We start from the raw sequence: 25,488 nt of genomic DNA on the forward strand, positions 1-25,488 counted from the left end.
CGGATCAGGCGTGGCCGGTTTCCGGCGTGTTCGGCTGGGCCGTGCCCTGCGCCTCGGACTGCTGGACATAGAGCTGCGCGAAGTCGATCGGCTCCAGCATCAGCGGCGGGAAGCCGCCGTCGCGGACCGCATCGGCCAGCACGCGGCGCGCGAAGGGGAAGAGCAGGCGGGGCGCTTCGCCCAGCATGAAGGGCTGGATCTGGTCGACCGGCACGTTGCGGAAACCGAACAGGCCCGCATAGCTGAGGTCGACGATGAAGGCGGTCTTGCCCTCGGACTCGGCGCGCACCTCGATCTTCAGGACCAGTTCGTGCACTTCCTCGCCGACCTGCGACGCCGAGATGTTGAACTGCACGTCGATGCCGGGGGCGGCCTGCGCCTGGTAGATGCCCGGCGCGTTCGGGTTCTCGAACGACAGGTCCTTCACATATTGCGAGATCAGACCGGCGGCGGGACCGCCATCCTCACCCTCGGCGGTCGGCGCTTCGAAGCCCTGCGGCAAACCCTGTTCGTCCATCGTCAATACCTTCTAGCGTAGCATAAAGGGGAAAAGGGAACCGAAAGGGCGGGTTCGCGCGTTCGGCCCAATGGCCGCTTCGCGTAGCAGCGGGTCGACGGGGATTCAACCTTGGCCTCTTGCATGGGCCGTGCGGGTTTCCATTGTCGGGCCGCGCGCCTATATCGGCCCTATTAGTGAAAGGCGCCTGCGTTGTTATTCTACGTCGTTCTTCTCGCGATGGTCGCGCTCTTCCTCGCGCTGAGGCTGTACAGCGTGCTGGGCAAGCGCACCGGTCATGAACAGCAGCCGCTGGCGCGCAGCGCCGACGATCGGGCCCTGCCGGTCACGCTGCCCCGTGCGCCCGAACCGGCGCAGGCGGCGATGCCGGTGATGAACCGCAACATCGATCCGCGCGCCGAACAGGGCCTGCGCGCGGTGATCGCGGGCGAGTCCGGCTTCGACGTGGCGCAGTTCCTGAACGGCGCGCAGGCGGCCTATCGCATGACGCTGGAAGCCTTTTGGAAGGGCGACGAGGACGCGCTGGCCGATCTGGTCGAGGCCGATGTGCTGGGCGCCTTTGCCGAGGCGATCGAACAGCGGCGCGCGGCGGGCCAGACGCTCGACAACCGCCTGATCCGTATAGAGAGCGCCAAGATCGTCGACGCGCAGGTGCAGGGCCGCGATGCGCGCATCACCGTCCGCTTCGACGCCGATATCGCCGCGATCACGCGCGATGCCGACGGCAACGTCATTGCCGGTTCGCTGAGCGACGCGGTCGAGACGCACGACGTGTGGACCTTTGCCCGGACGCTCAAGAGCGGCGATCCGAACTGGAAGCTCATCGACACCGACGAAGCCTGACGCGGCCATATGGGGGACAGGAAAGCGGTGAGGGGGCTGAGGCTCGCGGCGACGGTCGCGCTATCGTTGAGCTTGGCGGCCTGTGCCGGACGGATCGTGCCGCCGGGCGCGGCGGGCGAGGCGCCGTCGCGCGGACATGGGGTTCGGCCCGAGCCCGTCCGGCCCCGTGCCGGTGGCGCGGCGGTTCAGCCGGGCGGTCCCAGCGTGTCGCGCGTGCCCAATGGTCCGGCCCGGATCGTGGGAGCGACGCCGCTGCCCGCCACCCCGGTCGTGCCCGTTGCGGGGGCGCTGAACGCGGCGCAGTCGGGTATCCTGGCCGGGCCACCCGTCGCCTCGCTTCCCATCACCGAGCCGCAGGCGGAGGCCGCGCGCGCCGCCTTTGCCTTGTCCTGCCCCGGACTGATGCGGCGCACCGATGCCAGTGGTCTGACGCAGGGCGCCGACTGGCAACCCGCCTGCCAGGCCGCCGCCAGCGTACCGCCTGGGCAGGCCCGCGACTTCTTCGCACGCTATTTCGAGGCGGTGCAGGTCAGCGACGGCAGCTCGCTCGCCACCGGCTATTACGAGCCCGAAATCGCCGGATCGCGCGATCGGCGCGCAGGGTATGACGTGCCCATCTATGCCCGGCCGCGCGACCTGATCGATGTCGATCTGGGGGCCTTCTCGACCGATTTGAAGGGCAAGAAGGTGCGCGGCAAGGTGCAGGGCAGCAACCTTGTTCCCTATGACGACCGCACCGCGATCGAGCAGGGATCGCTGGAGGGGCGTGCGCCGATCCTGGCCTGGGGTGCCGATCCGGTCGAGGTGTTCTTCCTTCAGATCCAGGGATCGGGGCGACTGCGCCAGCCCGACGGGTCGGTCATGCGGATCGGCTATGACAGCCAGAATGGCCGCGACTATACCGGCATCGGCGCGCTGATGAAGGCGCGCGGGCTGCTGGGGCCGGGGCAGACCTCGATGCAGGGCATCGTCGCATGGCTGCACGAGCATCCCGAGGAAGGCCGCGCGATCATGCGCGAGAATAAGAGCTTCGTCTTCTTCCGCGAGCTGAACGGCGCACCCCAGGGGGCGATGGGCTATGCCGTGACCGGACAGGTCAGCGCCGCCGCCGATCCGAAATTCGTGCCGCTGGGCGCGCCGGTCTTCCTGTCGATGGACCGGCAGGACGTGACCGGCCTGTGGGTCGTGCAGGACACCGGGGGGGCGATCAAGGGCTCCAACCGCTTCGACACCTTCTGGGGCGCGGGCGACACGGCGCGCAGCGTCGCGGGCGGCATGTCGGCGCGCGGCACCGCGTTCCTGCTGCTGCCGGTGGGCACGCTGGCGCGGGCGGGTTTGGCGAGCGGGAGCGGAACGCCCGGTGCGCCCCCTCAACGCTGACGAAGCGCAGCTCTGGGCGCGGGTGATGGAGACGGTGCGCCCGTTGCGCGCCGCCATCGTCCCCGCACGCCCCGCGCCGCCCCCGCCCAGCATGGAGGCGGTGTTCCAGGACACCCCCGGCGCGCCCAAGGTTCGCGTGAAGGGACGGGTGCCGCCGCTGCGCCAGCCCGCGCCGCCGCCCGCCGCGCCAAAGAAGGGGCCGGGCGAGACGCTGGACGGCGGTTGGGACAAGCGGCTGTCGCGGGGCAGCGTGATGCCCGATAGCTCGCTAGACCTGCATGGCCATACGCTGGCCTCGGCGCATGCGCTGCTCGACCAGGGGCTGGGCCGGGCGATCGCGCGGGGGGACCGGGTGCTGTTGCTCGTCACCGGCAAGCCGCCGCGCCCCGAAAGCGAACGGCCCCATGCGCGCGGTGCGATCCGTGCGGCGATCAGCGACTGGCTGGGGGCGTCGCGCCATGCCGATGCGATCGCGGCGATCCGGGGCGCCCATCCGCGCCATGGCGGGCTGGGCGCGCTCTATATTGTGTTCAGGCGCCCGCGCGAGCGATGACACTGGCATAGATTCGGGTCAGCGCGCGCAGGTCGTCGACCGCCACCGCTTCGTCGACCTTGTGCATCGTGGCGTTCAGCAGGCCGAACTCGACCGTCGGGCACAGCTTCGACAGGAAGCGCGCGTCGGAGGTGCCGCCGGTGGTCGACAGCTCCGGCTCGATCCCGGTCTCGGCACGGATGGCCTCGGCGATCATGGCGGAGAAGGAACCGGGCTGGGTCAGGAAGGCCTCGCCCGAGATGCGGCCGGTGACCTGCGCCGATGGGGCATGGGCGTGCGCGATTTCGGTAATGCGCGCCACCAGCGCCTCGCCGCTCTGTTCGTCGTTGAACCGGATCGACAGCCGCGCCTGGGCCGAGCCGGGAATGACGTTGGTCGCGGAATTGCCGACATGCAGGTCGGTGATCTCGATATTCGACGGCTGGAACCAGGCATTGCCGGTGTCTAGCGTGATCCCCTCGATCTCCGCCAGCATCGCGATCAGCGGGGTGATCGGATTGTCGGCCAGATGCGGATAGGCAACATGGCCCTGCCGGCCGGACACGGTGATCCAGATATTGACCGAGCCGCGCCGTCCGATCTTCATCATATCGCCCAGCCGCTGGGTCGAGGTCGGCTCACCGACCAGGCACAGATCGGGTGCGATGCCGCGCGCCGCCATCCGGTCGATCAGCGCGCGGGTGCCGTAGATGGCGGGGCCTTCCTCGTCGCCGGTGATGATCAGCGACAAAGGGATGGTCGCGGGGCAGGCGGCGACTGCTGCGACGAAGGCGGCGACCGCACCCTTCATGTCGACCGCGCCGCGCCCGAACAACAGCCCGTCGCGCACGTCCCCCGAAAAGGGCGAGCCCTGCCAGCCCTCGCCCGCGGGCACGACATCGACATGGCCCGCAAACGCCAGATGGGTGCCGCTGCCGCCGCGCGTCGCCAGCAGATTCTCGACCGGACCGTCGGGGGCCTCGCCCGCCACGAAGCGATCCACCGCAAAGCCGAGCGGGGTCAACGCTGCTTCCAGCACGTCGAACACGCTTCCCATCGCGGGCGTGACGCTGTCGGCGCGGATCAGCGCTTGGGCAAGGTCGAGAACATCGGTCATGCCCGGCGGCATAGGCACCGCATGGCCGCTCGGCAATTCCCCCTTTGAGGCAAAGCCCATGGGGAGCGGCTTGGACCCCTGCGCCGTCCGGCTTCGTTCTGTCCTCCGGACAACAGGAGCGATGCGATGAACGATCCCGATCATAAGGGGCACAAGGCGGGTGGACGATTGCTGATGTGGCTGGTGATCGCACTAGGGATTGCAGGAATCCTGCTCTACACCTTCAGCACGCGCGTCGCCGAACCGGCGGACGAACAGCGCGCGCCGCTGAACGAGGTGCGGCCGACCGCACGCTAGGTTCCGCCCTCCGTTCGCGCCCTGTCGAGGCGCGAGCGGAGGGGGCGGTCGTCACGCCACCGGCTGCTCGAACCGCTCGATCACCCATTCCTCTTCCTGCGCGGCGGCGATCCAGTCCTGCATGAAGGGATGGCGCAGCACCGCGTCCATATAGGGCACGGCGAAGCGCGCGACGGGCAGCTGATAGGTCACGATCCGGGTGACGACCGGTGCGAACATGATGTCGACCGCGCCGAACGCCCCGAACAGGAAGTCGCCCCCGCCGCCGAAGCGTGCGCGTGCCTGGGCCCATAGCTCCATGATGCGCTTCAGATCGACGATGACGTCCTCATCGGGCGTTTGCGCCGGGTAGACCTGGCGGATGTTCATGCTGTGCTTGCGGCGCAGCGCGACGAAGCTGGAATGCATCTCGGCCGCCATCGACCGCGCCATGGCGCGCGCGGCATCGTCCTGGGGCCAGAAACGGTCGCGGCCCACCTTGTCGGCCAGATAGTCGATGATCGCCAGGCTGTCCCACACGACCGCCTCGCCGTCCCACAGGATCGGCACCTTGCCCGAGGAGGGAGCGAACTCGGCACCCTCGCGGCGGCGGTCCCAATCCTCGTCATAGAGCGGCACGACCACTTCCTCGAACGCGATGCCCGACTGCCGACAGGCGAGCCAGCCGCGCAGCGACCAGGAGGAATAGGCCTTGTTACCGATGATCAGCTTCATGGACCAAGGCGTAACCGGCCCGACGCGACGCCGCAACCACACAAAAAAGCCCGCCCGGAGGGAACCGGACGGGCCTTTTCGTTTCGGCCGGGGCCGATCAGAAGCGGGCGGTGGCCGCCACGCGGAAGAAGCGCCCGATGATGCCCGAATAATAGGGCTGCACGCCCGTGGTGCCGACCGGCAGCGGGTAAGGCGGCCGGGCGTTGAACACATTGTCGACGATGAAGCGCAGGTTGAACTGCTCGTTCACCTTCATGCCGACCGTGGTGTTGAACACCATCCAGTCGCTGGCGCCCTTCACGTCGCGGGCATTGGCGGCCTCGTCCATGTCGAAGCGGACCTTGCCGGTATATTGCCCCTGGAACAGGACGTTGAAGTTGCGGCCCTCATAGGTGAGGTTCGCGGTGCCCGAATGGCGCGGATAGCCGATCTCACCCGCATTATGGTTGATGTCGCCGGTGCCGACCTGGGTCTGCAGCTTGTCGCGGTAGAAATAGTTGACCGACAGGCCGACGGTTCCCGCATCGGTCAACCCGACCCGGTCGAGCGGCAGGCGATAGGCGATGGTCGATTGCAGCCCGGCCGTTTCCAGCACGGCGGCGTTGTAATAGCCTTCGCGGATGGTCGTGATCTGCCCGTCGGCACCGCGATCCAGCAGGCCGCAGAACTGGTTGGGATAGCTCGACGAGTCGTAGCAGGCGTTCAGAATGTCCGTCCCGCCCAGCGAGGCGATGGCATCGTTCAGCTTGATGTTCACCCAATCGACCGCGATCGACAGGCCGGGGATGAAGCGCGGCTGCGCAATGGCACCGACGGTCCAGCTGTCCGCCTTCTCGTTGCGCAGATTCGGGTTGCCCGCGACCGTGACTGGGACGGTGAAGTCGCTGAAGTTCGATGTGAAGCTGTCCGGATTGATCCCGGCGGCGACGCAGTTTGCGCGACGGACGGCGGGATTGGGACCATTGCCGACATAGCGGGCATCACACGGATCACTGCCCGAATCGAATGCGCGCGAGGTCGGGTTGAACACTTCCGTGATCGCGGGCGAGCGGATCGAGCGGGTGAAGTTGCCGCGGAAGGTCAGCCCCTGGAAGAAGCCGACCCGGCCGCCGGCGGTCCAGGTCAGGTCGCCGCCCGACAGCGAGTTGTCGACATAGCGCGCCGCCCCGTCGAACTCGAGCGTCTTGAGCCAACGCAGCTCGTTCTTGCTCGACACGAAGGGGACGACCAACTCGCCGAACACCTCGTTGGTGTGGAACTTGCCACGGATCGGGTCGATCGGGATGATCCGGCCATATTGGACGCGGCTGCCGTCCGCCTGCGGCTCGCCATAATAATAGGTGCCGGGATCGAAGCGGGTCTTTTCCTCACGATGCTCGTAACCCAGCGACAGCGAGACGTCGTTGCCGAACAGCTGGAAGACCGGGCCGTTGATGTTGGCGTTGAGCACGATCTGCTCGTTGACCGAACGCGGCGTGGCGACCGCGAAGATATAGTCGCGCGCCGCCTGGCTGGCCTGGCCGATGCCGAAGATGTTGAGGGGCGTGCAGCTCTGGTTCGCGGTCGGGATGGTCGCGTTCACGACGCCGGGGCGGCAGGTGATGTTGCCCGACGCATCGCGCACCGCGTCGATCGCATTGGCGAAATTCTGCTGCACCAGCTCGTAATTGCGGCCGTCGGTCTGCGAACGGCCATAAACGCCCGAGGCTTCCCATTTGAAATCGCGGCCGAGCAGCGGCACCGTGCCGTCGAACCCGCCGACGAAGCGATAGGTCTCGACCTTCGCCTCGGCGCGGCCCGTGGTCAGGTCGGCCAGCGCGCGGCCCAGATAGAATTGGTTCTGTCCCGCGGGCAGGTTGGCGGCGATCGTCGCGCGGTCGGCGGCGGACAGGAACGGATTGTCCAGATTGACGATGATATTGCCGTCGGCGGTGCCCGCAGCGTCGAACAGCGCGGTGTTGTAATTCGGCTGGTCGATCAGGTTCACGCCCTTGCTGTGCGTGTACCAGGCTTCACCGAAGAAGCGGATGCGGTCGCTGATCTGATAGCTGGCCTGCGCGCTGGCGATATAGCGTTCGGAATTGGTCAGCAGATTGTTCTGGAGCGGCAGGTTGAAGCCGTTGCCGCCGCTGCTGATGTAACCCTGGCGCATCGGCGTGCCCAGGTCGAGCGGAACGAGCGTGCCGTCCGCGCCGAACTGGAGCAGCTGGCCCGCCGCGTTGCGGATGCCCGACCGGCGGGCGAGATAGTCGTCCGCACTGAACGGCACGCCGCCCACGGTGAATGCGCTGTAACGCTGCGACGGATAGAGGATGCGCTGGAACGGCGAGCTGGTATCGGTCGGCGTACCGAAGAAGCGGCCCTCGGCGGTCACTTCGCGATCGGCATAGGTCAGGCCGGTGACGCGGTTATACTCGCCCGAGATGGTGATGTTGCCGCGCCCGTCGGCGAAATTCTTGCCCGCCAGCACGCTCAGCCGCTGGTCGGGGGCGTCGCCGCGCTGTGAGACGCCCGCCTGGCCCTCGAGCTGAAGCCCCTCGTAATTGCGCTTCAGGATGATGTTGACGGTGCCCGCGATCGCATCCGAACCATAGATGGGCGCGCCGCCGATGGCGACGGTCTCGACCCGATCGACCAGCGTGGTCGGGATGTTGTTCAGATCGACCTGCGTACCGGCCGAGACGGGGCCGAAGATGCTGGCCGTGTTCGACGACACGAAGCGGCGGCCGTTGATCAGCACCAGCGTGCGCTGGGTGCCCAGACCGAAAAAGTCGACAAAGGTCTGCGCGGGGCCGAAGGACGACTGGGCGCCGACGCCGCTATTGCCCGGAGGGCCGAAGGCGGGGATCTCGCTCAGCACCTGGCCGACATTGGTATAGCCGCGATTTTCGATCTGCGCCGCGCCCACGACCTGGGTCGGCTGCAAGGTTTCGAACTCGGGGCGGGCGATGCGCGATCCGGTGACGACCACGTCCTGGCCGCCCGCCGCGTCCTGATCCGCCGGGCTATCCTGCGCGGTGGTGGTTTTCCGGCGCGCTGGGGGGCAGGGTCTGCGCGGCGGCGGGGGCCGCAAGCAGGGTGAGCAGCGCGACGGCGCTGACGTCGCGCAAGGCGCGCGAGCGGATATTCCGGGACATGATACGCTTTCCCCATTTTATGGTCTTGTTTTCATGGGGCTATTCCTGCGTATGACAGGAGGTCAATAAAAGCGTCATATTTGCTGACATTTGTCAGTCGTCGCTGCATTTTTGCAACAACATCAGTTAGTTCTTCTGGGGTCGATCGACATTCAGCGATGCCTTTCCTTCCCTCGCCCCTCGCAGAGGGGAGAGGGTTGCGCAGACTTGGTCTTTGCGAAAGCAAAGGCCTAGTCGGAGCTGGGTGAGGGGTGGGCGCTCGCTTGGCGAGCGCGCGAGCCTTTGGGCTCGCTCAACCCCTCACCCAAGCTGCGCTAGCCAGCAGGCTGGCAAGCTTCGCTAACCCTCTCCCCTGTCCAGGGGAGAGGGGAGGAAGAAGTAATGCTGAATGCCGATCCGACCTAGGTTCCGACATGTGGCCGGAATGTCATAGGACGAGACGGGAGCCCGCCGCCGCGCGGCCGGGCTCCCATGGCTGGTTCAGCCGATCGCTTCGAGTACGGCCGCGCGCAGCTCGGGAATGCCCAGCCCGCCCTCGCTGGAGGTGGCGAGGATCTCGGGATGCGCCGCGGCCCGCTTGCGAGCCTCCGCCTCGGTCCGCTCGACGACGGAGGCCAGTTCGCTCGCCTTCACCTTGTCAGCCTTGGTCAGGACGATGCGATAGCTGACTGCCGCGCGGTCGAGCATCTCCAGGATCTCGCGATCGACCTCCTTGATGCCGTGGCGTGAGTCGATCAGCACCAGCGCGCGCTTCAGCGCCTGCCGTCCGCGCAGGAAGTCGTTCACCAGGAACCGCCACTGCTTGACCATGTCCTTGGGCGCCTTGGCAAAGCCATAGCCCGGCATGTCGACCAGCCGCAGCGTCGGCGGCGTGCCGACGTCGAAGAAGTTCAACTCCTGCGTCCGGCCCGGCGTGTTCGAGGTGCGGGCCAGGCCGTTGCGGTTGGTCATCGCGTTGAGCAGCGACGACTTGCCGACATTGGACCGGCCTGCCACCGCGACTTCCGGCACGATCGGATCGGGCAGGAATTTCAGCGCGGGCGCGGACTTCAGGAACGAGACGGGACCGGCGAACAGCTTGCGTGCCGACTCGACCAGTTCCTCCGAAAAACCGGTCGGTTCTTCGGAGGGGAGGGGGGTGGGAAGCTCGCTCACTTGGCGACCGGCTGCTTCAGGCCCGGATGGCGGGCATAGAGCAGGCGCTGCTGCAGGATCGAGATGCAGTTGGTCGTGATCCAGTAGACCTGAAGGCCGACCGCGAACGGCGCCATCACGAACATCAGCACCCAGGGCAGGATCGCAAAGACCTGCTTTTGCGCGTCGTCCATCGGCTGCGGGTTCATCTTGAACTGGAAGTACATCGAGATGCCCAGCAGGATCGGCACCACGCCGATCGCGATGAAGTGCGGCGGCACGAAGGGCAGCAGGCCGAACAGGTTGACCGGGGTCAGCGGATCGGGCGCGGACAGATCCTTGATCCAGGCGACGAACGGCTGGTGCCGCATCTCGATCGTCAGCATCAGCACCTTGTAGAGCGCGTAGAAGATCGGGATCTGGATCAGCGTGGGCAGGCAGCCCGCCAGCGGATTGACCTTCTCCTGCTTGTAGAGGGCCATGACCTCCTGCTGCATCCGGACCTTGTCGTCCTTGAACCGCTCCTGCAGCGCCTTCATCTTGGGCTGCACCGCGCGCATCGCCGCCATCGAGGCGAACTGGCGCTGTGCGATCGGGAACATCAGCGCGCGGATGGTAACGGTCAGCAGGATGATCGCGACGCCGAAATTGCCGACCAGGTGGAACAGCCAGTCGAGATAGTAGAAGATCGGCTTTTCGAGGACGCGCAGATAGCCCCAGTCGAGCGCGTAATCGAGCTTCGTCGCGCCTTCCTTGTCGGTATAGCGGTCGAGCAGCGCGACTTCCTTGGCGCCAGCGAAGAAACGGGTCGTCTGGGTGATCTGCTTGCCCGGCGCCAGCGTTTGCGGCTGGAGCGTATAGTCGGCCTGATAGGTCTGGCCCGCGCCCGCGCGGAATTGGCCGTCAAAGGCCTTGGACTGGTCGGGGATCAGCGTCGCCAGCCAGTATTTGTCGGTAAAGCCCAGCCAGCCGCCGGTGGTGGTGAAGCGGGTGGGGGCCTTGTCCAGATCCTTCCAGTTGGGGCCGTAATGCGCGGTGCCGTCATTGACCGACATCGGGCCGACATGGATCGTCCAGGTGTCCGGATCGGCCGAGATGCCGCGATTGACATAGCCGTACGCCGCGACCGGCACGGCCGCGTTGCCGCCGTTCGCCACCGTCTGCTGGACGGTGAACATATAATCCTTGTCGACCGACAGGGTGATCTGGAAACGCTGGCCGGTCGCGTTGGCGGCGGTCAGCGTGACCGGCTGGCCGGGGCGCAGCACGGGCGCGCTGGCGGTCCAGACGGCGTCTGCTGCGGGCGGGTTCAGCCCGTCGGTGCGCCAGCCGAAACCGGCGAAATAGGCACCCTGCGCGCCGGCAGGCGACAACAGGCGGATCGGCGGCGAATCCTTGGCGACCGTTTCCTTATAGTCGAGCAGGACGAGGTCATCGATCCGCGCGCCCTTCAGGTTGATCGAGCCCTTCAGGCGCGGCGTGTCGATCGCCACGCGCGGGGTTTCGGCCAGCACGACGCGGCGGTCGCGAATCGCCGAGGGCGTCGTCGCGGTCGGATTGGCCGTCGAGTTGGCCACCGGCACCTGCTTGCCGTCGACGGTCTTCGTCGCGGGCGGGTTGCTCGGGAAGAACTTGTTCTGGATGAGCGGCCATCCGAACAGGATCAGCGCCGCGATCACCGCGAACACGACGAAATTCTTGCGGTCTTGGTTCACGTGGAAACCCCAGTTGTGACGCCAGTTACGTCAGGGGACCGGGTCGGGTCCGTGCCCGCCCCAGGGATGGCACCGCGCAATGCGCTTGAGCGCCAACCAGCCCCCTTTGACCGCGCCATAGCGGCCAATGGCCTGTATTGCATAGGCCGAACAGGATGGTTGATAGCGGCAAGTGGGCGGTAAAATGAGCGACGGGCCGAGTTGCCAGCCCCGCGCGATCAGAATCAAGGCCCGCGCGAACAGGGTCACGCGGGCTCCTGAGACGGTGTGGTGGGCTGGCGATGCGCGCCGCCGCGGGGGCTGCGCCCCTTGCCGCGACCATGATGCACGCGCGGTTCGCGCGGTTTCTGGTCGCCGCCGGTGTCGGGCGAGGCGGCGCGGGTCAGCGCCTTGGCCAGCTCGGCGGTGAGGGCGGCATAATCGCGCTCGATCCCGCCTTGCCGTCCGATCAGGACATGATCGGCGCCCGCAATGCCCTTTACCGGCAAAAGATCGCGCGCGAGCGCCCGCAACCGGCGTTTCATCCGGTTGCGAACGACCGCGTTGCCGATCTTCTTAGTGACGGTGAAGCCGACGCGAATCGTGGCCTCACCATCGTCACGCGGGCGAACCTGCAGCACGAAGCCGGGCATCGCCACGCGTCGCCCGCCATTGGCCGCGAGGAAATCGCGGCGGCGGGTCAGCGTCGTGATTACGCCGACAGCTTCTTGCGGCCGCGCGCGCGACGCGCCCGGATCACCGCACGGCCACCGGGGGTCGCCATCCGCGCACGGAAGCCGTGACGGCGAGCGCGCACCAGGTTGCTGGGCTGAAAGGTCCGCTTCATCGTTCATTCCTTGGATACGTCTGAATAAAAACGGCCGCCACGAGGACGGCCTTGGTGGCAAGCCGCTTACGCAAAGCGGGGTTTCAAGTCAATCCGCCGTACGCGATCCCCGTACGCCCGTCGCCCCTTGCGATCGGGCGGCATCCTTTGCAGGAAGCATAAGCGGGCAGGGGAGCGTCCGTACAGGGGGATTTGCATGGCGACGATCGTGTCCACGGTGGCCTATCTGGGGCTGGAGGCGCGTGCGGTCGAGGTGCAGGTCCAACTGATCGCCGGACTGCCCGCCTTCAACCTGGTGGGCCTGGCCGACAAGGCGGTAGGCGAAAGCCGCGAGCGGGTGCGCGCCGCGATCGCCGCGATGGGCCTGGCCCTGCCGCCCAAGCGGATCGCGGTGAACCTGTCGCCCGCCGACCTGCCCAAGGAAGGATCGCATTTCGACCTGCCGATTGCGCTCGCCCTGCTGGCGGCGATGGGGGTGATCGATGCCGAGCTGCTGGCCGATCATGTCGTGGTCGGCGAGCTGGCGCTGGACGGACGGATCGGGCCGTCGCCGGGGGTGTTGCTGGCCGCGCTCCATGCGGGGGCGCTCGACAAGGGGCTGATCTGTCCCGCCGCGCAAGGTGCCGAGGCGAGCTGGGCCGGGGGTGGGGCGGTGATCGCCGCGCCCGACCTGCTGTCGCTTATCAATCATTTGAAGGGGCATTCGCTGCTGCCCGTGCCGCAGGGCGGGACGGTCGAGGACGGCGTGCCCGGCCCCGACCTGTCGCAGGTGAAGGGCCAGGAAAACGCCCGCCGCGCGCTGGAGATCGCGGCGGCGGGCGGCCACAACCTGCTGATGAGCGGCCCGCCGGGGTCGGGCAAGTCGCTGATGGCGGCGTGCCTGCCCGGCATCCTGCCGCCGCTCGATGCGGCCGAGGCGCTGGAGGTTTCCATGGTCCAGTCGGTCGCCGGGACCTTGGCCGGAGGACGGCTGACCCGCACGCGTCCGTTCCGCGCTCCGCATCACTCGGCCTCGATGGCGGCGCTGACCGGCGGCGGGTTGAAGGCGAGGCCGGGCGAGGTGAGCCTGGCGCATCTGGGGGTCCTGTTCCTCGACGAACTGCCCGAATTTCAGCGCGCCGTGCTCGATTCGCTCCGCCAGCCGCTCGAGACGGGCACGGTCAGCATCGCGCGCGCCAACGCCCATGTGACCTTTCCGGCGCGGGTCCAGCTGGTCGCGGCGATGAACCCGTGTCGCTGCGGCCATCTGGGCGACGCGGCGCTCGCCTGCGCCCGCGCGCCGCGTTGTGCGGCGGATTATCAGGCCAAGATTTCCGGGCCGCTGCTCGACCGCATCGACCTGTCCGTCGAGGTCCAGCCGGTCCGCGCCATCGACCTGTTCGCCCCCGCCGCCGCCGAATCGTCCGCGATCGTCGCCCAAAGGGTCGCAGCCGCCCGCGCGCGCCAGACGCAGCGCTATCTCGACGCCCCGGTCACGGTCCGCACCAATGCCGAGGCCGATGGCGCCTGGCTCGAACGCTGGGCCACGCCGGACGACTCGGGCCGCGACCTGCTGGTCGAGGCGGCGGAGCGGATGCGCCTGACCGCGCGCGGCTATACCCGCGTCCTGCGCGTCGCCCGGACGATCGCCGACCTGGCGGGGGTGGAACAGGTGGGGCGCATCCATGTCGCCGAGGCGCTCAGCTATCGCCAGCGTCCGCCGGTGAATTAATCGGCCGGCGGCATAAGGGGCAAGATTGCCGACAATCCCCGCTTGCGCGACGCATCACCCTCGTCTAGCAGCACCCCTTCGCTGCCCCTGTGGCGAAATTGGTAGACGCATTCGACTCAAAATCGAACGCCGCAAGGCATGCTGGTTCGAGTCCGGCCAGGGGCACCACTTTCCCAAGTTTCTAAAGAAGCTTGGTATTTGCTGAAATCGCTGCTTGTGACGAGTGCCTGCTACGATCGTGGCGAGGCAGGGACGAGCCCGTACCTGCTCAAGCGTGATGATGGCTCCTGTTATTTCCGGCGGTCGATACCGTTAAAGTCAGGACTCGATCACAGCCAGAAGACGACGATGGCAGGTAAGGCGATGGAGGAAAAGGAGGCGGTGCCAGCGGTCCGGGCTGGAGGCGACGTTGGGAAGATACCGATCAAGACAGCCGCCGTATTCCCGCAAGGATGGTGAAGCGGGAAAGGCGATGAACTCGTCGATCGTGCTGCGGTCCGGCCACCGGCCGATCGTCGAACTTCGCCGCCACGTCTCCCGCCCGCACTTGTTCGGCGAAGGGCGGGAGAGGGCAAGCTCGAAACGCCAGTCAGACCCGCAGGGCGAGGCCCAGCATCGTCAGCGTTCCCGCCCCGCCGGACGGTTCTGCACGGACGCGCCCAGCGTCTCGTCATAGAAGTTCGCCAGATCGGTATGGAGCTGGTGCAAGGCGTCCGGGTTGAGATAGATCATGTGCCCCGAGGGATAGTATTTGAAGCTGACATTGCCGCGCAATTTCTTGTCCAGGAGCATGTGCGAAATGTCGTATTCGGTGGCGAAGAACGGCGTCGCCATGTCGTACCACCCGTTCAAGGACAGGACTTTGAGATAGGGGTTGGTGCGGATCGCGGCGGCGAGATCGACGGCGACATCGGGGTTGTTCATCGGATATCCCGATCCCGGCGCCTTATGCTTCCAGTTCCAGTCGAAATCCTTGAGACCATAGGTGCCGATGCGATAATCCAGCCCCGGCTTGTACTTCAGGTCGCGCTGCACATAGTCGCTGAACGTCGTGATGAACGCGCCGGAAATCGCGGTGTCCGAGGCGTCGAAATCGGGATTCTCGCCAGCGGAGTCCGCATCGACCCCCGTATAGCGGCTGTCGAACCGCCCCACCGTCAGCGCCTGGTCGCGCAGCAGTTCCTTCTGGAAACGGCCGAGATCGACGCGCAGCTTGGCGCGCTTGATGAAGGTCGCGGACAGGCCGGTATAGGCGGCCATCCGGGTGGCGATCGCATCCTCCTCCGCATCGGACAGATCCTGTCCCTTGCTGAGCGCCTGCGCATAGGGACCGGCGGCGAAGGCGCGTACCTCCTTCAGGAAGGCCGGAAGATCGGCGGGCTTGTTCGCGAGGCGATTGTGATACCATGCGGTCGCGGCATAGCTTGGCAGATAGCTGATATAGCTCTGGTCATAACCCTGCTGCTCGATGCCGTAGTTGAGGATCGACGAGAGCAGCACCACGCCGTTCAGCGCCATGCCCCGATCCTGCAACTGATAGGCGAGGGCCGCCGAGCGTGTCGTGCCATAGCTTTCGCCGAACAGGAATTTGGGGCTGGTCCAGCGGCCGTTCTTCGTCGTCCAGCGAAGGATCGTCTTGGCAAAGGCGTCGGCATCCTCGTCGACGCCCCAGAACTGCTTGCCCTTCGCATCGCCGAGCGGGCGTGAATAGCCGGCGCCGACCATGTCGATGAAGACGAGATCGGTCTTGTCGAGCAGCGTGTCCGGGTTGGGGCCAAAGCCATAGGGGGCGGGGCGGATATATTCGGGATTGGCGGTCTTCACCCGCACCGGCGCGAAAGACCCCATGTGCAGCCACACCGACGAGGAGCCGGGGCCGCCATTGTAGAAGAAGGTCACCGGCCGCGTGCCGGGCGCGGCGCCGTCGAGCGTATAGGCGACGTAGAAGACGCTGGCGGTCGGCTTGGCGTCGTCGTCCTTGATCGTGACCGTACCGGCCGTCGCATGATATTTGAGCGTGCGGCCATCGACGACGACGCTGTGCGCGGTCACGCTTTCCTGCTCCTTGGCGGGTGGCGCCACCCAGGCCTCGGCCAGATCCTGCGCCACCTTCTCGTCATGGATCGCAGCGGGAGACTTCCCGCCGGGCTGCGCGTCCTTGGGCGCATCCTGCGCCAAGGCGGGGGCTGCGATCGTCAGGGCGGTCAGGAGGGGGATCGTCAGAAGGCGCATGAGGCTATGAGTTCCTTTGATGAGGCTGAGGAAAGACGTGGAAGGCTAACCGGCGAAATGAACCACTCCGGCCATGGCGACGATGCCGCACAGGCTTGCCAGCCCGCTTGCCGCACCGGACCGCCCACACCGGCTGCGGGGCAGCAGTTCTGATGCGCCGATATAGAGAAAGCCACCGGCGAAGAGCGCGAGCAGCAGCGAGAAGCGTTCGAGATCGACGGGCACGGTCTGACCGATCGCGACACCGGCCAGCGGCGCAGCGGCATTGACGATGAGCCACCGATGCGTGCGTTCAGTCTTGCCCGCCAACGTGCTCAAGCCGACCATGTTGGCGCCATCGGCCATGTCATGCGCGAGCACCGCGATCGCGACCAGCCAGCCGGTTGCGCTCGAAAGCTGAAAGGCGATGCCGATGCCGAGGCCGTCCATCACGCTGTGCAGGATCAGGCTGATCCGCCCCGCCGCACCGGCGGCTGGCATCCGGTAAAGCAGGATATAGAGGGCTACGCCAGCCACCGTCGCACCGAAGACGATGTCGCCGCCGTGCACGCTTTCGCCACTTTCCAAGGCCTCGGGCAATAGATCGAGAAGGGCCAGCCCGATGACCATGCCGCCGGTCAGCCCAAACAACAGGTCGCGCCGCTGCCCCCAGCGCATCGCCAGCCTACCGCCGACATAGGTCGACAGGCTTGCCATCGCGCCGAGCAGGAAGGGCAGGGCCGTCACGGTCTCGGTTCAGACCAGAGCGGTGCGGAGCCGACATGCGCGAGGATGTGGCGGGGCGAGAATGTCTGACGCCCGTTCGGACAAGCGGGCAGGGGCGCTATGAGCATGGGCATAGGGTTACAGGGCCACGACGTAAACATTATACTATGTTATGAGATAACATAACTATATGGCATATGGTCGGCAACGTAAATAGGCTGGCGGACCTGGCGTCGCAGCCTGGCGGGCACCGCCAAGCCGCCCGATCGAAACCTGGCCCGACGGATACGCCAGCGCCAGCCTTTGTCCGTGGTCGGCGGGGGACCGCAATGGCCCCCGCCGATGCCGGTCGTCAGAACCGGAAATTTGCGCCGAAGCGGAACGTCCGGCCGACCGCGCCGATTTGCGTATAGGTCGGATTATAGTTGGTCGCGGCATAGTTGCCCGCGTTCAACGGCACCTTCTCGTCGGTCAGGTTGATGACGTTCATATAGAAGGTGAACTTGTCGTTGACCCGCACGCTGCCGACCAGGTCGACGTCGATGAAGCGGCGGACATGGCAGTTGAAGTTGGGGTCGGAACCGCCATAGGTGCTGCCGCCGTTGCAATCCATCGTGCCGAACTGGTCGAACCCGACCGCCTTGTAACCCGACACGTAATAGGTGGTCGCGGTCAGCGAATAGGGGCCGTAATCGACGCTGTTCTGCCAGTTGCCGCGCCATTGCGGCGTGCCCGCACCCGACGAGGTCACATAGGGCGACTGTGTGCCGACAAAGTCGGTATAGGGTTGGTCCGCGCTCGGCTTGAGCTGCCGATCAGCACGGCGGGCGCGGTGGTTCCCTGCAACAGGGCTGCGCGGATGACGGATACGCTGGTCATGTCTCGATACTCCACCCTTTTCCGTGACCTGTGGTCCCGGCAATATTTCGTAGGTGGACCTAGTATTGGTGGCGCATTCCGGCTGTAAATGACGCCAATATTTCATGATCCAAAAGTCGCGCGGATGTTGCGCCGCTGACACGGAATGTGAAATCTGCGTTATGTTGCGAATATCATTATGGGTTGAGCATATGTAGGTGGAAATACGACGCGTCCCTCTTGTGGCGCGTCTATGCTGCGGAGGCCGAGAGCGTCATCATGGCGATCGGTTCATAAAACTATTAGATTGGCGATGCTGGCAAGGCCGGTTTTTCCGTCCGCATGCCAGGAGGCCCGGAACGGCCCTTCACGTGCGAACTCTTCCGGGGTCTCACTTCGGGCTCTTCAAATGGTCGATAAGCGACCGGAGGGCGGCGGACACGTGCCGGTGCCCCGAATAATAAAGGAACAATTCGCTGAACTGCGCGCGATAGTCGGGCAGGCATCGGATCAGCCGTCCGCTGTCCAGATGGGCCCGCGCCCCCTCTTCGAAGACGAAGGCGAGGCCGGCGCCTTGCAGGGCGGCTTCGATCATGAGCGATTGATCGTTGAGGATCAGCGATCCCGTGACGTTCGTCTTGCTGATCTGGCCATTCCGCTCGAACATCCAGGGTGTCAAAACGCCGCTCGGCAGCCGGTACAGGATGCAGCGGTGGTGCGCGAGGTCGTCCGGGCTCATCGGCAGGTCTCGCCCGGCCAGATAGGCGGGTGAGGCAAGGACCGCGAAGTGGAACGCCTGGTTCAGTCGCACCGCGATCATGTCCTGCTGCATGGCGATGCCGAACCGGATACCGGCGTCGTAACCCTCGGCGACGATGTCGACCATCTGGTCGTTCGCATCGATCTCCACCGACAAGGCGGGATAGGTCGTGGCCAGCGCGGTGACCGCCCCGATTATGCTGGCGCTGACCGAACGGGGCACGGTGATGCGAAGCGATCCGTGCGGCTGGTCGCGAAAATCGTCGATCGCATCGACGGCATGGTCGAGGTCGCCCAATGCCTGCTTCGCACGGGAATGCAGCACGCGACCGGCCTCGGTGAGCGACACGCTGCGCGTGGTCCTGTTGAGCAGCCGAACCCCCAGCCGTTCCTCCAGCGTGCGGACTGCGTGGCTGAGCGTGGACCGGGTGACCCCGCGATCGAGCGCGGCCCGCTGGAAACTGAGCCGGTCGGCGACGGCCACGAACGCGGCGATGTCCTGAAGATGTCGGCCCATTGTTCGATCTCATTCACCAGCTCATTCGGGATTGTCCATCTAATCGTCGCAAGTCTTTGCGGCTAGAGATCGCATGTCAGGGGCAAGCAAGCGCCGGTCGGGGTGATCGAGCGGGATCAGGAGTCGTCTATGGCTGGCAGGAGTTCGTTGAGACGCGCTTGGCTTCCGCTGGTCGGCATCGCGACGATCGCCGGATCGCTGGGCGCGGCATTTGCCTGGAGCGCGGGACTGGTCGGCGACCGGATCACCACCTCGACCTTCCTGGCCGATACGCCAAAATCCTTTCCGGCGGGCTATCGCCGCGCGCATGGCAAGGGCATCTGCTTCGAGGGGTCTTCCGGGCGAGCGGGGCCGCCGCGTCGATTTCGACAGCGCGCGTGTTTTCCCAGGCGCAGACACCGGCGATCGGTCGTTTCTCGATCGGGACGGCCGATCCCTATGCGCCGGACAATTCGACGCGCACCGTCAGCATGGCCATGCTGATCGCCGCCGATGACGGTGAGCAATGGCGCATGAAAATGAACAATGAGCCGCTCTTCCCGACGCATGATGCGCAAGGCTTCCTCGCCCGGGTTGCGGCCTTTGCGCCCGATCCGGCAACCGGCCAGCCCGATCCGGCGAAGGTCGCTGCGTTCTACCGCGTCTATCCCGAAGCGCGCCGCGTCATCGAAGCGAAGGCCAAGGCGCCATGGCCCAGCAGCTTCGCGGGCGTGCATTATTATGCGATCCACGCCTATCTGTTCGTCGGCCCGGATGGGCGCCGCCAGCCGGTGCGATGGTGGTGGCGCCCGCATGCCGACTTCACCGGCTGGAGCGTCGAGGAGCGCGCCAAGGCCAATCGCGATCACCTGTTCAAGGATATTGCCGAGCGTTTGACGCACGGCCCGCTGCGCTGGGACCTCGTGCTGCAACTGGCCGAGCCGGGGGACCCCGTCGACGATCCGTCGCAGCCATGGCCCGCGACACGCAGGCAGATCGTCGGCGGCACCCTGGAGGTCACCCGCGTGGTCGATCAGGCCAAGGGGGCATGCCGGGACGTCAATTTCGATCCGACCCTGGTGCCGAAGGGTATGGCGCTCACCAACGATCCGGTGCTGGCCGCGCGCGGCGGGATCTACGCGCATTCCTATAATGCCCGGCTCCGTGAGATCGGCTATGGCCGCGCCACCGATGCGGTCGGCAGGAGGGAGGGCCGATGACGGACAGGAGGCATTTCAATCGGCTGGCGCGGGTGCTGCACTGGGCGATGGCGGCGGCGATCTTCGCCATGCTGTTCATCGGTGTCAGCATGACGACGTCGCTGACCTGGCGTCCGGCCCTGCTCGACCTTCACCAGCCGCTAGGGCTCGCCATCCTGCTGCTGGTTGTCGTCCGGCTGGCCAACCGGTTGCGTCACGGCGTACCGGCGCTACCGGCCGAGACACCCCGTTGGCAGGCGCTGGCGGCGCTGGGCAGCCACTGGATTCTGTATGGCCTGATGGTCCTGATCCCGCTCCTCGGCTGGGGAATGCGGTCGGCCGGGGGCTGGCCGGTCAGGATGACCAAGGGATGGAATGTGCCGCCGATCGCCCCGGTCGACCCGACGCTCTATGCCCTGTTGCGCGATGCCCATGGCATTCTGGCCTGGTTGCTGTTCGCCGTGGTGATCGGACATCTTTCGGCGGCTCTGCTGCACGGCTGGGTTTACCGCGACGGGGTGTTCTCCTCGATGGTGCGATCCCGTTAGGCGATCGGCCTGACGCCGTCGCGCGCGCATCCATAGCCTTCCTCAAACACCCTCCGGCCACCGCGCCGAACACCGACACAGTCGGAGAAAGAGAAGCGACCAATGGCCATTCTGTTGACGGGAAGCACCGGCCATACGGGTATGGACGTCGCTCGCATGCTTGCCTCGCAAGATGTTCCGGTAAGGGCTTTGACGCGTTCGCCCGACAAGGCCCGCTTCCCGGCCGGTGTGACGCCGGTACGGGGCGATCTGTCCGATATCGAGGTCATGCGGAGCGCGCTCGAAGGGGTCGAGACGCTTTTGCTGGTGGCGCCCAATGTTCCGGACGAACTGAACCAGACGCTGACGGCGCTCGCTCTGGCCCGGGACGCAGGCGTGCGCGGGATCGTCTATCTCTCGGTCTTCGAATGCGATCGTCATGCCGATGTTCCGCATTTCGCCTGCAAGGTCGCAGCGGAACGGATGATCGAACGATGCGATCTGCCCGCGACGATCCTGCGCTCCGCCTATTTCATGCAGAACGATCTGGAGCAGAAGGCGCCGCTGCTGGATCATGGGATTTATGGCATGCCGCTGGGCCATGTCGGCATTGCGGCCGTCGATACCCGCGACCTTGCCGAGATCGCGGCCAGGCAGCTCCTGCGGCGCCACGCGGCCCCGACTCCGCTGCCCAGGGACGGCTATAATGTCGTCGGTCCGGACGATCTGACGCCGGAGACGATCACGCGGATCTGGAGCGAAGCCCTTGGCCGTGCCGTGACCTATGCCGGTGACGATCTGGATGTGTTCCAGGAGCGACTCAGGTCGTTCGTGCCAGCGGGGTTCGCCTATGATCTGGCGCTGATGCTTCGCGCGTTCCAGCGTCATGGCGCCCGCGCCAGCGCGGAAGACCTTTCGACCATGACGACATTGCTGGGCCGCCCGCCGAGGCGCTATGCGGCGTTTGCTGCGGAGACCGCGGAGGCTTGGAAAAGCACGTCGACGCTCGCTCGACCTGATTGAAACAGGCCGCTCGCCGATGCCTCAGATATGGCTTTCCTCCGTCATTCTCTCCAGCGGGCGCTGACCATCATGTCGTCGAACAGATGCGCGCCCAGCATCGCCAAGGCGCTCCCCGCGCTGGCGCTCAGGAAGCCGGCGGTGGCCAGTTCGGCTGGCAGGAGATGCGCCGCCATCGCGGTCGAGGGGAGGGCGCAAAGCGTCCGGATCGCCAGATAGGCGAGCCCGCAGAGAATGGCTCCGAGAGCACGCAGGCCCAGATCGGCGCGTCGGGAGCGATGCCATTTTGCCATGCCACAATCCTTGTTGCGGCTGTCCACCTATCGGGCGCGGCATAGCATTTCGAGCGCGGTTTCGCCCTTTCGCATAGTGCGCGCATAGGGTTAGGGGCTATGCCTCCACCGCAGCACGGCAGGGAAGCGCGAGGCCTCCGTCCGCTACCCGCCCGGCGCCCACCGCCTCGCCGATCAGCAGCAGCGCGGGGTCCCTGTCGCCGATCGTGCGGGTCAGGAAGCCGAGCGCGTCGAGGCGGCCGGTGATCAGTCGCTCCGAGGGGAGCGAGACATTGACCGCGATCATCACCGGCGTCCCCGGCGCCATGCCCGCCGCTATCAGCTGTCGGGCGATTTCCGGCGCGGCGGCGCGGCCCATATAGACGGCCAGCGTCGCATCGGGAGCGGCCAGCGCCTGCCAGTCGAGCGAAAGCGGCTCGCCTTCGCGCAGATGCGCGGTCACCAGGGTCAGGCGGCGCGACAGGCCGCGCAGCGTCAGCGAGATCATGCCCGATGCCGCCGCCGCGCTGGCCGCGGTGATGCCGGGGCAGATCCGAACCGGGATACCGGCGGCGCGGCACGCGTCGATCTCCTCGGTCGAGCGGCCGAAGATCGACGGATCGCCGCCTTTCAACCGGACCACGCGCCGCCCTGCGCGTGCCGCCGCGACGATCATCGTGTCGATCGTCCCCTGATCCTTGGAATGACGGCCCGACCGCTTGCCGACGCTCGCCCGTTCGGCGGTGTCGGGGACGAGCGCCAGGATATCGGGTCCGACCAGCGCGTCGTAGAAGACGATGTCGGCGGCGGCGATCAGGCGTTCGGCCTTGCGGGTCAGCAGGTCGGGATCGCCAGGACCCGCACCGACCAGCCAGACCGAACCGGCGGGAAAATCATCCATGCGCATGGGCGGGCTCCTGGGCTTCGGTGAGCAGGCGGGCAAGGGCGGGGCGGCACGATCCGCAATTGGTGCCCGCGCCCAGCGCCGCGCCGATCGCGGCGACATCGGCCAGTTGCTGGTCGCGGATCGCGGCGACGATGGTCCGCACGCCGATATCGAAACAGGCGCAGACGATCGCGCCGCGATCGACCGAGGCGCCGGGCGCGCGACCTGCGAGGACGGTGGGCGCGACCTCGCTGGCGCTCAACTGCGCGATCAGCCAGTCGCGCGTCGGCAGTTCGCCGCGCTCGGTCAGGAACAGGGCGGCGGCGAGCCGATCCCCGGCGATCACCGCGACCCGGCGCGATCCCCGCGCGGGATCGGTGGCCTCGATCCGCTGCCCCTTGGGAAGCATCGTCTCCAGCACCACCGGGTCGCCATCGCCCGCCACTTCCCACAACCATCCGCCGGGAATGGCGACCCGCGTCGCCCAGAGGCAATCTGGCGTCGCGCTTGCCTCACCCGACAGGATGACGAAGCCGCGCCAGCGGGTTGCGACGGGGGTGATGCTGGCGGGGGTGCGCTTGAAGCCTGGCTGGCCCGAATAGGGGTCGGTCAGCGGGCGGGGAAGCAGTCCGGTGCGGCCCCCGGTCGCGGTCTGGTCGGTCCAGTGGATCGGGACGAACAGCTCGCCCGGCCGTTGCCCGGCGCTGACCGAGACGCGGTAGAGGCTCGTTCCCTGTGGTGTGCCGACCCGCGCCAGCCCGCCATCGGTCAGGTCCAGCCGCGCAGCGTCGTCGGGATGGACCTCGACCAGCGGTTCCTCGCGGTGGCGCGCCAGCTTGGGTGCCAGGCCGGTGCGGGTCATCGTGTGCCAGTGATCGCGGTAGCGGCCCGTGTTGAGCGTCATCGGCCAGTCGCGCAGCGGCTCGGGGAGCGTCTTCTGCGCAACGGGCACCAGCCGGGCGCGGCCGTCCGGCGTGGGGAAACGGCCATCGGCAAAGGGCACGCCGCCCCAGCGGAACGGCTGCATCGCGTCATAATCGGCATTGCCGCCGCTCGACCGGCCGGGCAGCGCGAACAGGCGTGAACCGTCGTTTTCATAATGGGATAGTCGGCAATGCTCGCGCCAGATCTCGGCCGGGCGGTCATAGGCGAAGGCGGTCTTCCACCCCATGCGGCGGCCGACTTCCTTGACGATCCACCAATCGGGCCGGGCCTCGCCGGGCAGAGGAAATAGCGCCCGCTGGCGGCTGATCGTGCGGTCGCTATTGGTGACGGTGCCGTCCTTTTCGCCCCAGGCGGCGGCGGGCAGGCGGACATGGGCGTTCACCGAGCTGTCGGTCTCGGCGATCACGTCGCTGACCACCACGAAGGGGCAGGCGGCCAGCGCCTGGCGCACCGACCCGGCATCGGGCATCGACACGGCGGGGTTGGTCGCCATGATCCATAGCGCCTTGATCCGGCCCTGGCCCAGTTCGCGGAACAGGTCGACCGCCTTCAGGCCCGGCTTGGGCGCGATGGCGGGGGAGGCCCAGAAACGCTGCACGCGGGCGCGGTTCTCGGGCGCGAAGTCCATATGCGCGGCCAGCGTCGAGGCGAGCCCGCCGACTTCCCGACCGCCCATCGCATTGGGCTGGCCGGTGATCGAGAAGGGGGCCGCGCCGGGCTTGCCGATCCGTCCCGTCGCGAGGTGCAGGTTGAGGATCGCGTTCACCTGATCGGTGCCCGTGACCGACTGGTTGATGCCCTGGCTGAACATCGTCACGGTGCGCGGCGTGGCGGCGAACAGCTCGTAGAAACGGCGCAGGTCGGCGGGCGCGACGTCGCAGGTCTTGGCGACCGACCACAGGTCACTGCCCGCTTCCAGCGCCGCCCAAAAATCCTCCGGCACCGCAACCGAGGCGGCGAGGAAGTCCGCGTCCACCACGCCCGCCGCGCGCGCCCAGGCGAGGGCGCCGTTCATCAGCGCCACGTCGCTGCCCGGCCGGATGGCGAGGTGCAGGTCGGCCTGCTCCGCCGTCTCGGTGCGGCGCGGGTCGATGACGACGAGCTTCGCGCCCGCATCGCACCGGGCGCGGATGCGCTGATAGACGATCGGATGGCACCAGGCGGTGTTGCTGCCGACCAGTATGATCAGGTCGGCGGCGTCGAGATCGTCATAGCTGGCGGGCACGATATCCTCGCCGAATGCGCGATTATGGCCCGCCACCGCGCTGGACATGCACAGCCGCGAATTGGTGTCGATATTGGCCGAGCCGATGAAGCCCTTCATCAGCTTGTTGGCGACGTAATAATCCTCGGTCAGCAACTGGCCCGAGACATAGAAGGCCACGCTGTCGGGGCCATGCTGCGCGATGGTGTCGCGAAAGCGTTTGGCGACGAGGTCCAGCGCCTTGTCCCAGCTCGCGCGGCGCTTGCCGATCATCGGGTGGAGCAGGCGACCCTCCAGGCCGACCGTCTCGCCCAGATGGGTGCCCTTGGAGCAGAGCTTGCCGCGATTGGCGGGATGGTCGGCATCGCCCTCGATCCGCACCTGCCGGTCGCCGGTCACGGTCGCGCGGATGCCGCAGCCGACGCCGCAATAGGCGCAGGTGGTTTTGATGGTCATTAGCCC

26 protein-coding genes and 1 tRNA gene are annotated in these 25,488 nt (G+C 66.8%); 10 read left to right on the plus strand and 17 right to left on the minus strand.

What is annotated here, in order from left to right; translation table 11 throughout:
- Nucleotides 1-4 precede the first annotated feature (4 nt).
- Nucleotides 5-517 carry a protein-export chaperone SecB gene (gene secB, locus QE363_RS07570; protein WP_307104089.1) on the minus strand — a complete coding sequence of 171 codons (513 nt, stop codon included), beginning with the start codon at nucleotides 515-517 and terminating at the stop codon, nucleotides 5-7.
- A 219-nt stretch (nucleotides 518-736) separates the two neighbouring features.
- Here secB and QE363_RS07575 point away from each other — a divergent pair, with 219 nt between their 5' ends.
- From QE363_RS07575 to QE363_RS07585, 3 genes are read left to right on the plus strand one after another with little or no spacing between them, the layout of a single operon-like run.
- Nucleotides 737-1,360, plus strand: a complete 624-nt coding sequence (locus QE363_RS07575) for a Tim44/TimA family putative adaptor protein (RefSeq protein ID WP_405052658.1) — start codon at nucleotides 737-739, stop codon at nucleotides 1,358-1,360.
- A 9-nt stretch (nucleotides 1,361-1,369) separates the two neighbouring features.
- Nucleotides 1,370-2,740: an MltA domain-containing protein gene (locus QE363_RS07580; RefSeq protein ID WP_309693857.1), complete on the plus strand. Its 1,371-nt coding sequence runs from the start codon at nucleotides 1,370-1,372 to the stop codon at nucleotides 2,738-2,740.
- Nucleotides 2,741-2,765: 25 nt separating this feature from the next.
- Complete coding sequence (locus QE363_RS07585) at nucleotides 2,766-3,293, plus strand: Smr/MutS family protein (protein ID WP_309698134.1); 528 nt, start codon at nucleotides 2,766-2,768, stop codon at nucleotides 3,291-3,293.
- On the opposite strand, the gene dapE is transcribed toward QE363_RS07585, so the two are convergent.
- Nucleotides 3,271-4,389: a succinyl-diaminopimelate desuccinylase gene (gene dapE, locus QE363_RS07590; protein WP_309693860.1), complete on the minus strand. Its 1,119-nt coding sequence runs from the start codon at nucleotides 4,387-4,389 to the stop codon at nucleotides 3,271-3,273. The genes QE363_RS07585 and dapE overlap by 23 nt on opposite strands.
- A gap of 126 nt (nucleotides 4,390-4,515) precedes the next feature.
- Here dapE and QE363_RS07595 point away from each other — a divergent pair, with 126 nt between their 5' ends.
- Nucleotides 4,516-4,686 (plus strand): hypothetical protein, encoded by a 171-nt coding sequence (locus QE363_RS07595; RefSeq protein ID WP_307104098.1) that lies wholly within the window; start codon nucleotides 4,516-4,518, stop codon nucleotides 4,684-4,686.
- 51 nt (nucleotides 4,687-4,737) lie between these two features.
- Here the strand turns inward: QE363_RS07595 and QE363_RS07600 are convergent, their stop codons facing one another.
- The 8 genes from QE363_RS07600 to rpmH all read right to left on the minus strand — a co-directional run bounded on the left by QE363_RS07600 (nucleotide 4,738) and on the right by rpmH (nucleotide 12,212).
- The gene (locus QE363_RS07600) at nucleotides 4,738-5,400 is read right to left on the minus strand and encodes a glutathione S-transferase (RefSeq protein WP_309693865.1); all 663 of its coding nucleotides are present in this window, start codon (nucleotides 5,398-5,400) and stop codon (nucleotides 4,738-4,740) included.
- A 97-nt stretch (nucleotides 5,401-5,497) separates the two neighbouring features.
- Nucleotides 5,498-8,371, minus strand: a complete 2,874-nt coding sequence (locus QE363_RS07605; protein ID WP_309693868.1) for a TonB-dependent receptor domain-containing protein — start codon at nucleotides 8,369-8,371, stop codon at nucleotides 5,498-5,500.
- Between the two features lie 34 nt (nucleotides 8,372-8,405).
- The gene (locus QE363_RS07610; RefSeq protein WP_309693871.1) at nucleotides 8,406-8,537 is read right to left on the minus strand and encodes a hypothetical protein; all 132 of its coding nucleotides are present in this window, start codon (nucleotides 8,535-8,537) and stop codon (nucleotides 8,406-8,408) included.
- Between the two features lie 480 nt (nucleotides 8,538-9,017).
- Nucleotides 9,018-9,692 carry a ribosome biogenesis GTP-binding protein YihA/YsxC gene (yihA, locus tag QE363_RS07615; RefSeq protein WP_309693877.1) on the minus strand — a complete coding sequence of 225 codons (675 nt, stop codon included), beginning with the start codon at nucleotides 9,690-9,692 and terminating at the stop codon, nucleotides 9,018-9,020.
- Nucleotides 9,689-11,386: a membrane protein insertase YidC gene (gene yidC / locus QE363_RS07620; RefSeq protein WP_309693880.1), complete on the minus strand. Its 1,698-nt coding sequence runs from the start codon at nucleotides 11,384-11,386 to the stop codon at nucleotides 9,689-9,691. Before yidC ends, yihA begins: the two co-directional genes overlap by 4 nt.
- 30 nt (nucleotides 11,387-11,416) lie before the next feature.
- On the minus strand, nucleotides 11,417-11,629 hold the full coding sequence (gene yidD / locus QE363_RS07625) for a membrane protein insertion efficiency factor YidD (RefSeq protein ID WP_042490341.1): 213 nt from the start codon (nucleotides 11,627-11,629) through the stop codon (nucleotides 11,417-11,419).
- 2 nt (nucleotides 11,630-11,631) lie between these two features.
- Nucleotides 11,632-12,018: a ribonuclease P protein component gene (gene rnpA, locus QE363_RS07630; RefSeq protein WP_405053215.1), complete on the minus strand. Its 387-nt coding sequence runs from the start codon at nucleotides 12,016-12,018 to the stop codon at nucleotides 11,632-11,634.
- 59 nt (nucleotides 12,019-12,077) lie between these two features.
- Nucleotides 12,078-12,212: a 50S ribosomal protein L34 gene (gene rpmH, locus QE363_RS07635; RefSeq protein WP_007404632.1), complete on the minus strand. Its 135-nt coding sequence runs from the start codon at nucleotides 12,210-12,212 to the stop codon at nucleotides 12,078-12,080.
- 196 nt (nucleotides 12,213-12,408) lie between these two features.
- On the opposite strand from rpmH, the gene QE363_RS07640 reads away from it, so the two are divergent.
- The 3 genes from QE363_RS07640 (at nucleotide 12,409) to QE363_RS07650 (ending at nucleotide 14,382) form a co-directional block, all read left to right on the plus strand.
- Nucleotides 12,409-13,923: a YifB family Mg chelatase-like AAA ATPase gene (locus QE363_RS07640; RefSeq protein WP_309693883.1), complete on the plus strand. Its 1,515-nt coding sequence runs from the start codon at nucleotides 12,409-12,411 to the stop codon at nucleotides 13,921-13,923.
- An 83-nt stretch (nucleotides 13,924-14,006) separates the two neighbouring features.
- Nucleotides 14,007-14,091: transfer RNA gene (locus QE363_RS07645), tRNA-Leu, on the plus strand.
- Nucleotides 14,092-14,121: 30 nt separating this feature from the next.
- A complete protein-coding gene (locus QE363_RS07650) occupies nucleotides 14,122-14,382 on the plus strand; it encodes a hypothetical protein (protein ID WP_309693886.1) in 261 nt (86 codons plus the stop codon).
- A 159-nt stretch (nucleotides 14,383-14,541) separates the two neighbouring features.
- Here QE363_RS07650 and QE363_RS07655 read toward each other — a convergent pair whose 3' ends face one another.
- The 4 genes from QE363_RS07655 to QE363_RS07670 form a co-directional block, all read right to left on the minus strand.
- Complete coding sequence (locus QE363_RS07655; protein ID WP_309693899.1) at nucleotides 14,542-16,155, minus strand: S10 family serine carboxypeptidase-like protein; 1,614 nt, start codon at nucleotides 16,153-16,155, stop codon at nucleotides 14,542-14,544.
- Between the two features lie 45 nt (nucleotides 16,156-16,200).
- Nucleotides 16,201-16,881, minus strand: coding sequence for a ZIP family metal transporter (locus QE363_RS07660; RefSeq protein WP_309693914.1), 681 nt, complete (start codon nucleotides 16,879-16,881; stop codon nucleotides 16,201-16,203).
- A gap of 331 nt (nucleotides 16,882-17,212) precedes the next feature.
- Nucleotides 17,213-17,845, minus strand: a complete 633-nt coding sequence (locus QE363_RS07665) for a TonB-dependent receptor (protein WP_309693916.1) — start codon at nucleotides 17,843-17,845, stop codon at nucleotides 17,213-17,215.
- 264 nt (nucleotides 17,846-18,109) lie between these two features.
- Nucleotides 18,110-18,994: a LysR family transcriptional regulator gene (locus tag QE363_RS07670; RefSeq protein ID WP_309693919.1), complete on the minus strand. Its 885-nt coding sequence runs from the start codon at nucleotides 18,992-18,994 to the stop codon at nucleotides 18,110-18,112.
- A gap of 158 nt (nucleotides 18,995-19,152) precedes the next feature.
- Between QE363_RS07670 and QE363_RS07675 the strand changes: the two genes are divergently transcribed.
- From QE363_RS07675 to QE363_RS07685, 3 genes are all read left to right on the plus strand, one after another.
- On the plus strand, nucleotides 19,153-20,193 hold the full coding sequence (locus QE363_RS07675; protein WP_309693922.1) for a catalase family peroxidase: 1,041 nt from the start codon (nucleotides 19,153-19,155) through the stop codon (nucleotides 20,191-20,193).
- The gene (locus tag QE363_RS07680) at nucleotides 20,190-20,720 is read left to right on the plus strand and encodes a cytochrome b (RefSeq protein WP_309693925.1); all 531 of its coding nucleotides are present in this window, start codon (nucleotides 20,190-20,192) and stop codon (nucleotides 20,718-20,720) included. Before QE363_RS07675 ends, QE363_RS07680 begins: the two co-directional genes overlap by 4 nt.
- Nucleotides 20,721-20,822: 102 nt before the next feature.
- Nucleotides 20,823-21,722, plus strand: coding sequence for an NmrA family NAD(P)-binding protein (locus QE363_RS07685; RefSeq protein WP_309693927.1), 900 nt, complete (start codon nucleotides 20,823-20,825; stop codon nucleotides 21,720-21,722).
- A gap of 41 nt (nucleotides 21,723-21,763) precedes the next feature.
- On the opposite strand, the gene QE363_RS07690 is transcribed toward QE363_RS07685, so the two are convergent.
- The 3 genes from QE363_RS07690 to QE363_RS07700 all read right to left on the minus strand — a co-directional run bounded on the left by QE363_RS07690 (nucleotide 21,764) and on the right by QE363_RS07700 (nucleotide 25,482).
- Entirely contained in the window at nucleotides 21,764-22,012 is a 249-nt protein-coding gene (locus tag QE363_RS07690; RefSeq protein WP_309693930.1) for a hypothetical protein, read from the minus strand.
- A gap of 97 nt (nucleotides 22,013-22,109) precedes the next feature.
- Nucleotides 22,110-22,892 (minus strand): uroporphyrinogen-III C-methyltransferase, encoded by a 783-nt coding sequence (gene cobA, locus QE363_RS07695; RefSeq protein WP_405053216.1) that lies wholly within the window; start codon nucleotides 22,890-22,892, stop codon nucleotides 22,110-22,112.
- On the minus strand, nucleotides 22,885-25,482 hold the full coding sequence (locus QE363_RS07700; RefSeq protein WP_309693936.1) for a molybdopterin-dependent oxidoreductase: 2,598 nt from the start codon (nucleotides 25,480-25,482) through the stop codon (nucleotides 22,885-22,887). Before QE363_RS07700 ends, cobA begins: the two co-directional genes overlap by 8 nt.
- Nucleotides 25,483-25,488: the final 6 nt, after the last annotated feature.

The organism is Sphingomonas sp. SORGH_AS_0870, from assembly GCF_031453175.1.
Lineage (GTDB): Bacteria > Pseudomonadota > Alphaproteobacteria > Sphingomonadales > Sphingomonadaceae > Sphingomonas.

Coding starts and splice junctions, on each gene's coding strand:
- rpmH (WP_007404632.1), bottom strand. CDS start 12,212: ATGAAGCGGACCTTTCAGCCCAGCAACCTGGTGCGCGCTCGCCGTCAC.
- QE363_RS07595 (WP_307104098.1), top strand. CDS start 4,516: ATGAACGATCCCGATCATAAGGGGCACAAGGCGGGTGGACGATTGCTG.
- QE363_RS07580 (WP_309693857.1), top strand. CDS start 1,370: ATGGGGGACAGGAAAGCGGTGAGGGGGCTGAGGCTCGCGGCGACGGTC.
- QE363_RS07585 (WP_309698134.1), top strand. CDS start 2,766: ATGGAGACGGTGCGCCCGTTGCGCGCCGCCATCGTCCCCGCACGCCCC.
- QE363_RS07670 (WP_309693919.1), bottom strand. CDS start 18,994: ATGGGCCGACATCTTCAGGACATCGCCGCGTTCGTGGCCGTCGCCGAC.
- dapE (WP_309693860.1), bottom strand. CDS start 4,389: ATGACCGATGTTCTCGACCTTGCCCAAGCGCTGATCCGCGCCGACAGC.
- QE363_RS07690 (WP_309693930.1), bottom strand. CDS start 22,012: ATGGCAAAATGGCATCGCTCCCGACGCGCCGATCTGGGCCTGCGTGCT.
- QE363_RS07610 (WP_309693871.1), bottom strand. CDS start 8,537: ATGTCCCGGAATATCCGCTCGCGCGCCTTGCGCGACGTCAGCGCCGTC.
- QE363_RS07575 (WP_405052658.1), top strand. CDS start 737: ATGGTCGCGCTCTTCCTCGCGCTGAGGCTGTACAGCGTGCTGGGCAAG.
- rnpA (WP_405053215.1), bottom strand. CDS start 12,018: ATGCCCGGCTTCGTGCTGCAGGTTCGCCCGCGTGACGATGGTGAGGCC.
- QE363_RS07640 (WP_309693883.1), top strand. CDS start 12,409: ATGGCGACGATCGTGTCCACGGTGGCCTATCTGGGGCTGGAGGCGCGT.
- QE363_RS07685 (WP_309693927.1), top strand. CDS start 20,823: ATGGCCATTCTGTTGACGGGAAGCACCGGCCATACGGGTATGGACGTC.
- secB (WP_307104089.1), bottom strand. CDS start 517: ATGGACGAACAGGGTTTGCCGCAGGGCTTCGAAGCGCCGACCGCCGAG.
- QE363_RS07600 (WP_309693865.1), bottom strand. CDS start 5,400: ATGAAGCTGATCATCGGTAACAAGGCCTATTCCTCCTGGTCGCTGCGC.
- QE363_RS07680 (WP_309693925.1), top strand. CDS start 20,190: ATGACGGACAGGAGGCATTTCAATCGGCTGGCGCGGGTGCTGCACTGG.
- QE363_RS07665 (WP_309693916.1), bottom strand. CDS start 17,845: ATGAAATATTGGCGTCATTTACAGCCGGAATGCGCCACCAATACTAGG.
- QE363_RS07700 (WP_309693936.1), bottom strand. CDS start 25,482: ATGACCATCAAAACCACCTGCGCCTATTGCGGCGTCGGCTGCGGCATC.
- QE363_RS07655 (WP_309693899.1), bottom strand. CDS start 16,155: ATGCGCCTTCTGACGATCCCCCTCCTGACCGCCCTGACGATCGCAGCC.
- cobA (WP_405053216.1), bottom strand. CDS start 22,892: ATGGATGATTTTCCCGCCGGTTCGGTCTGGCTGGTCGGTGCGGGTCCT.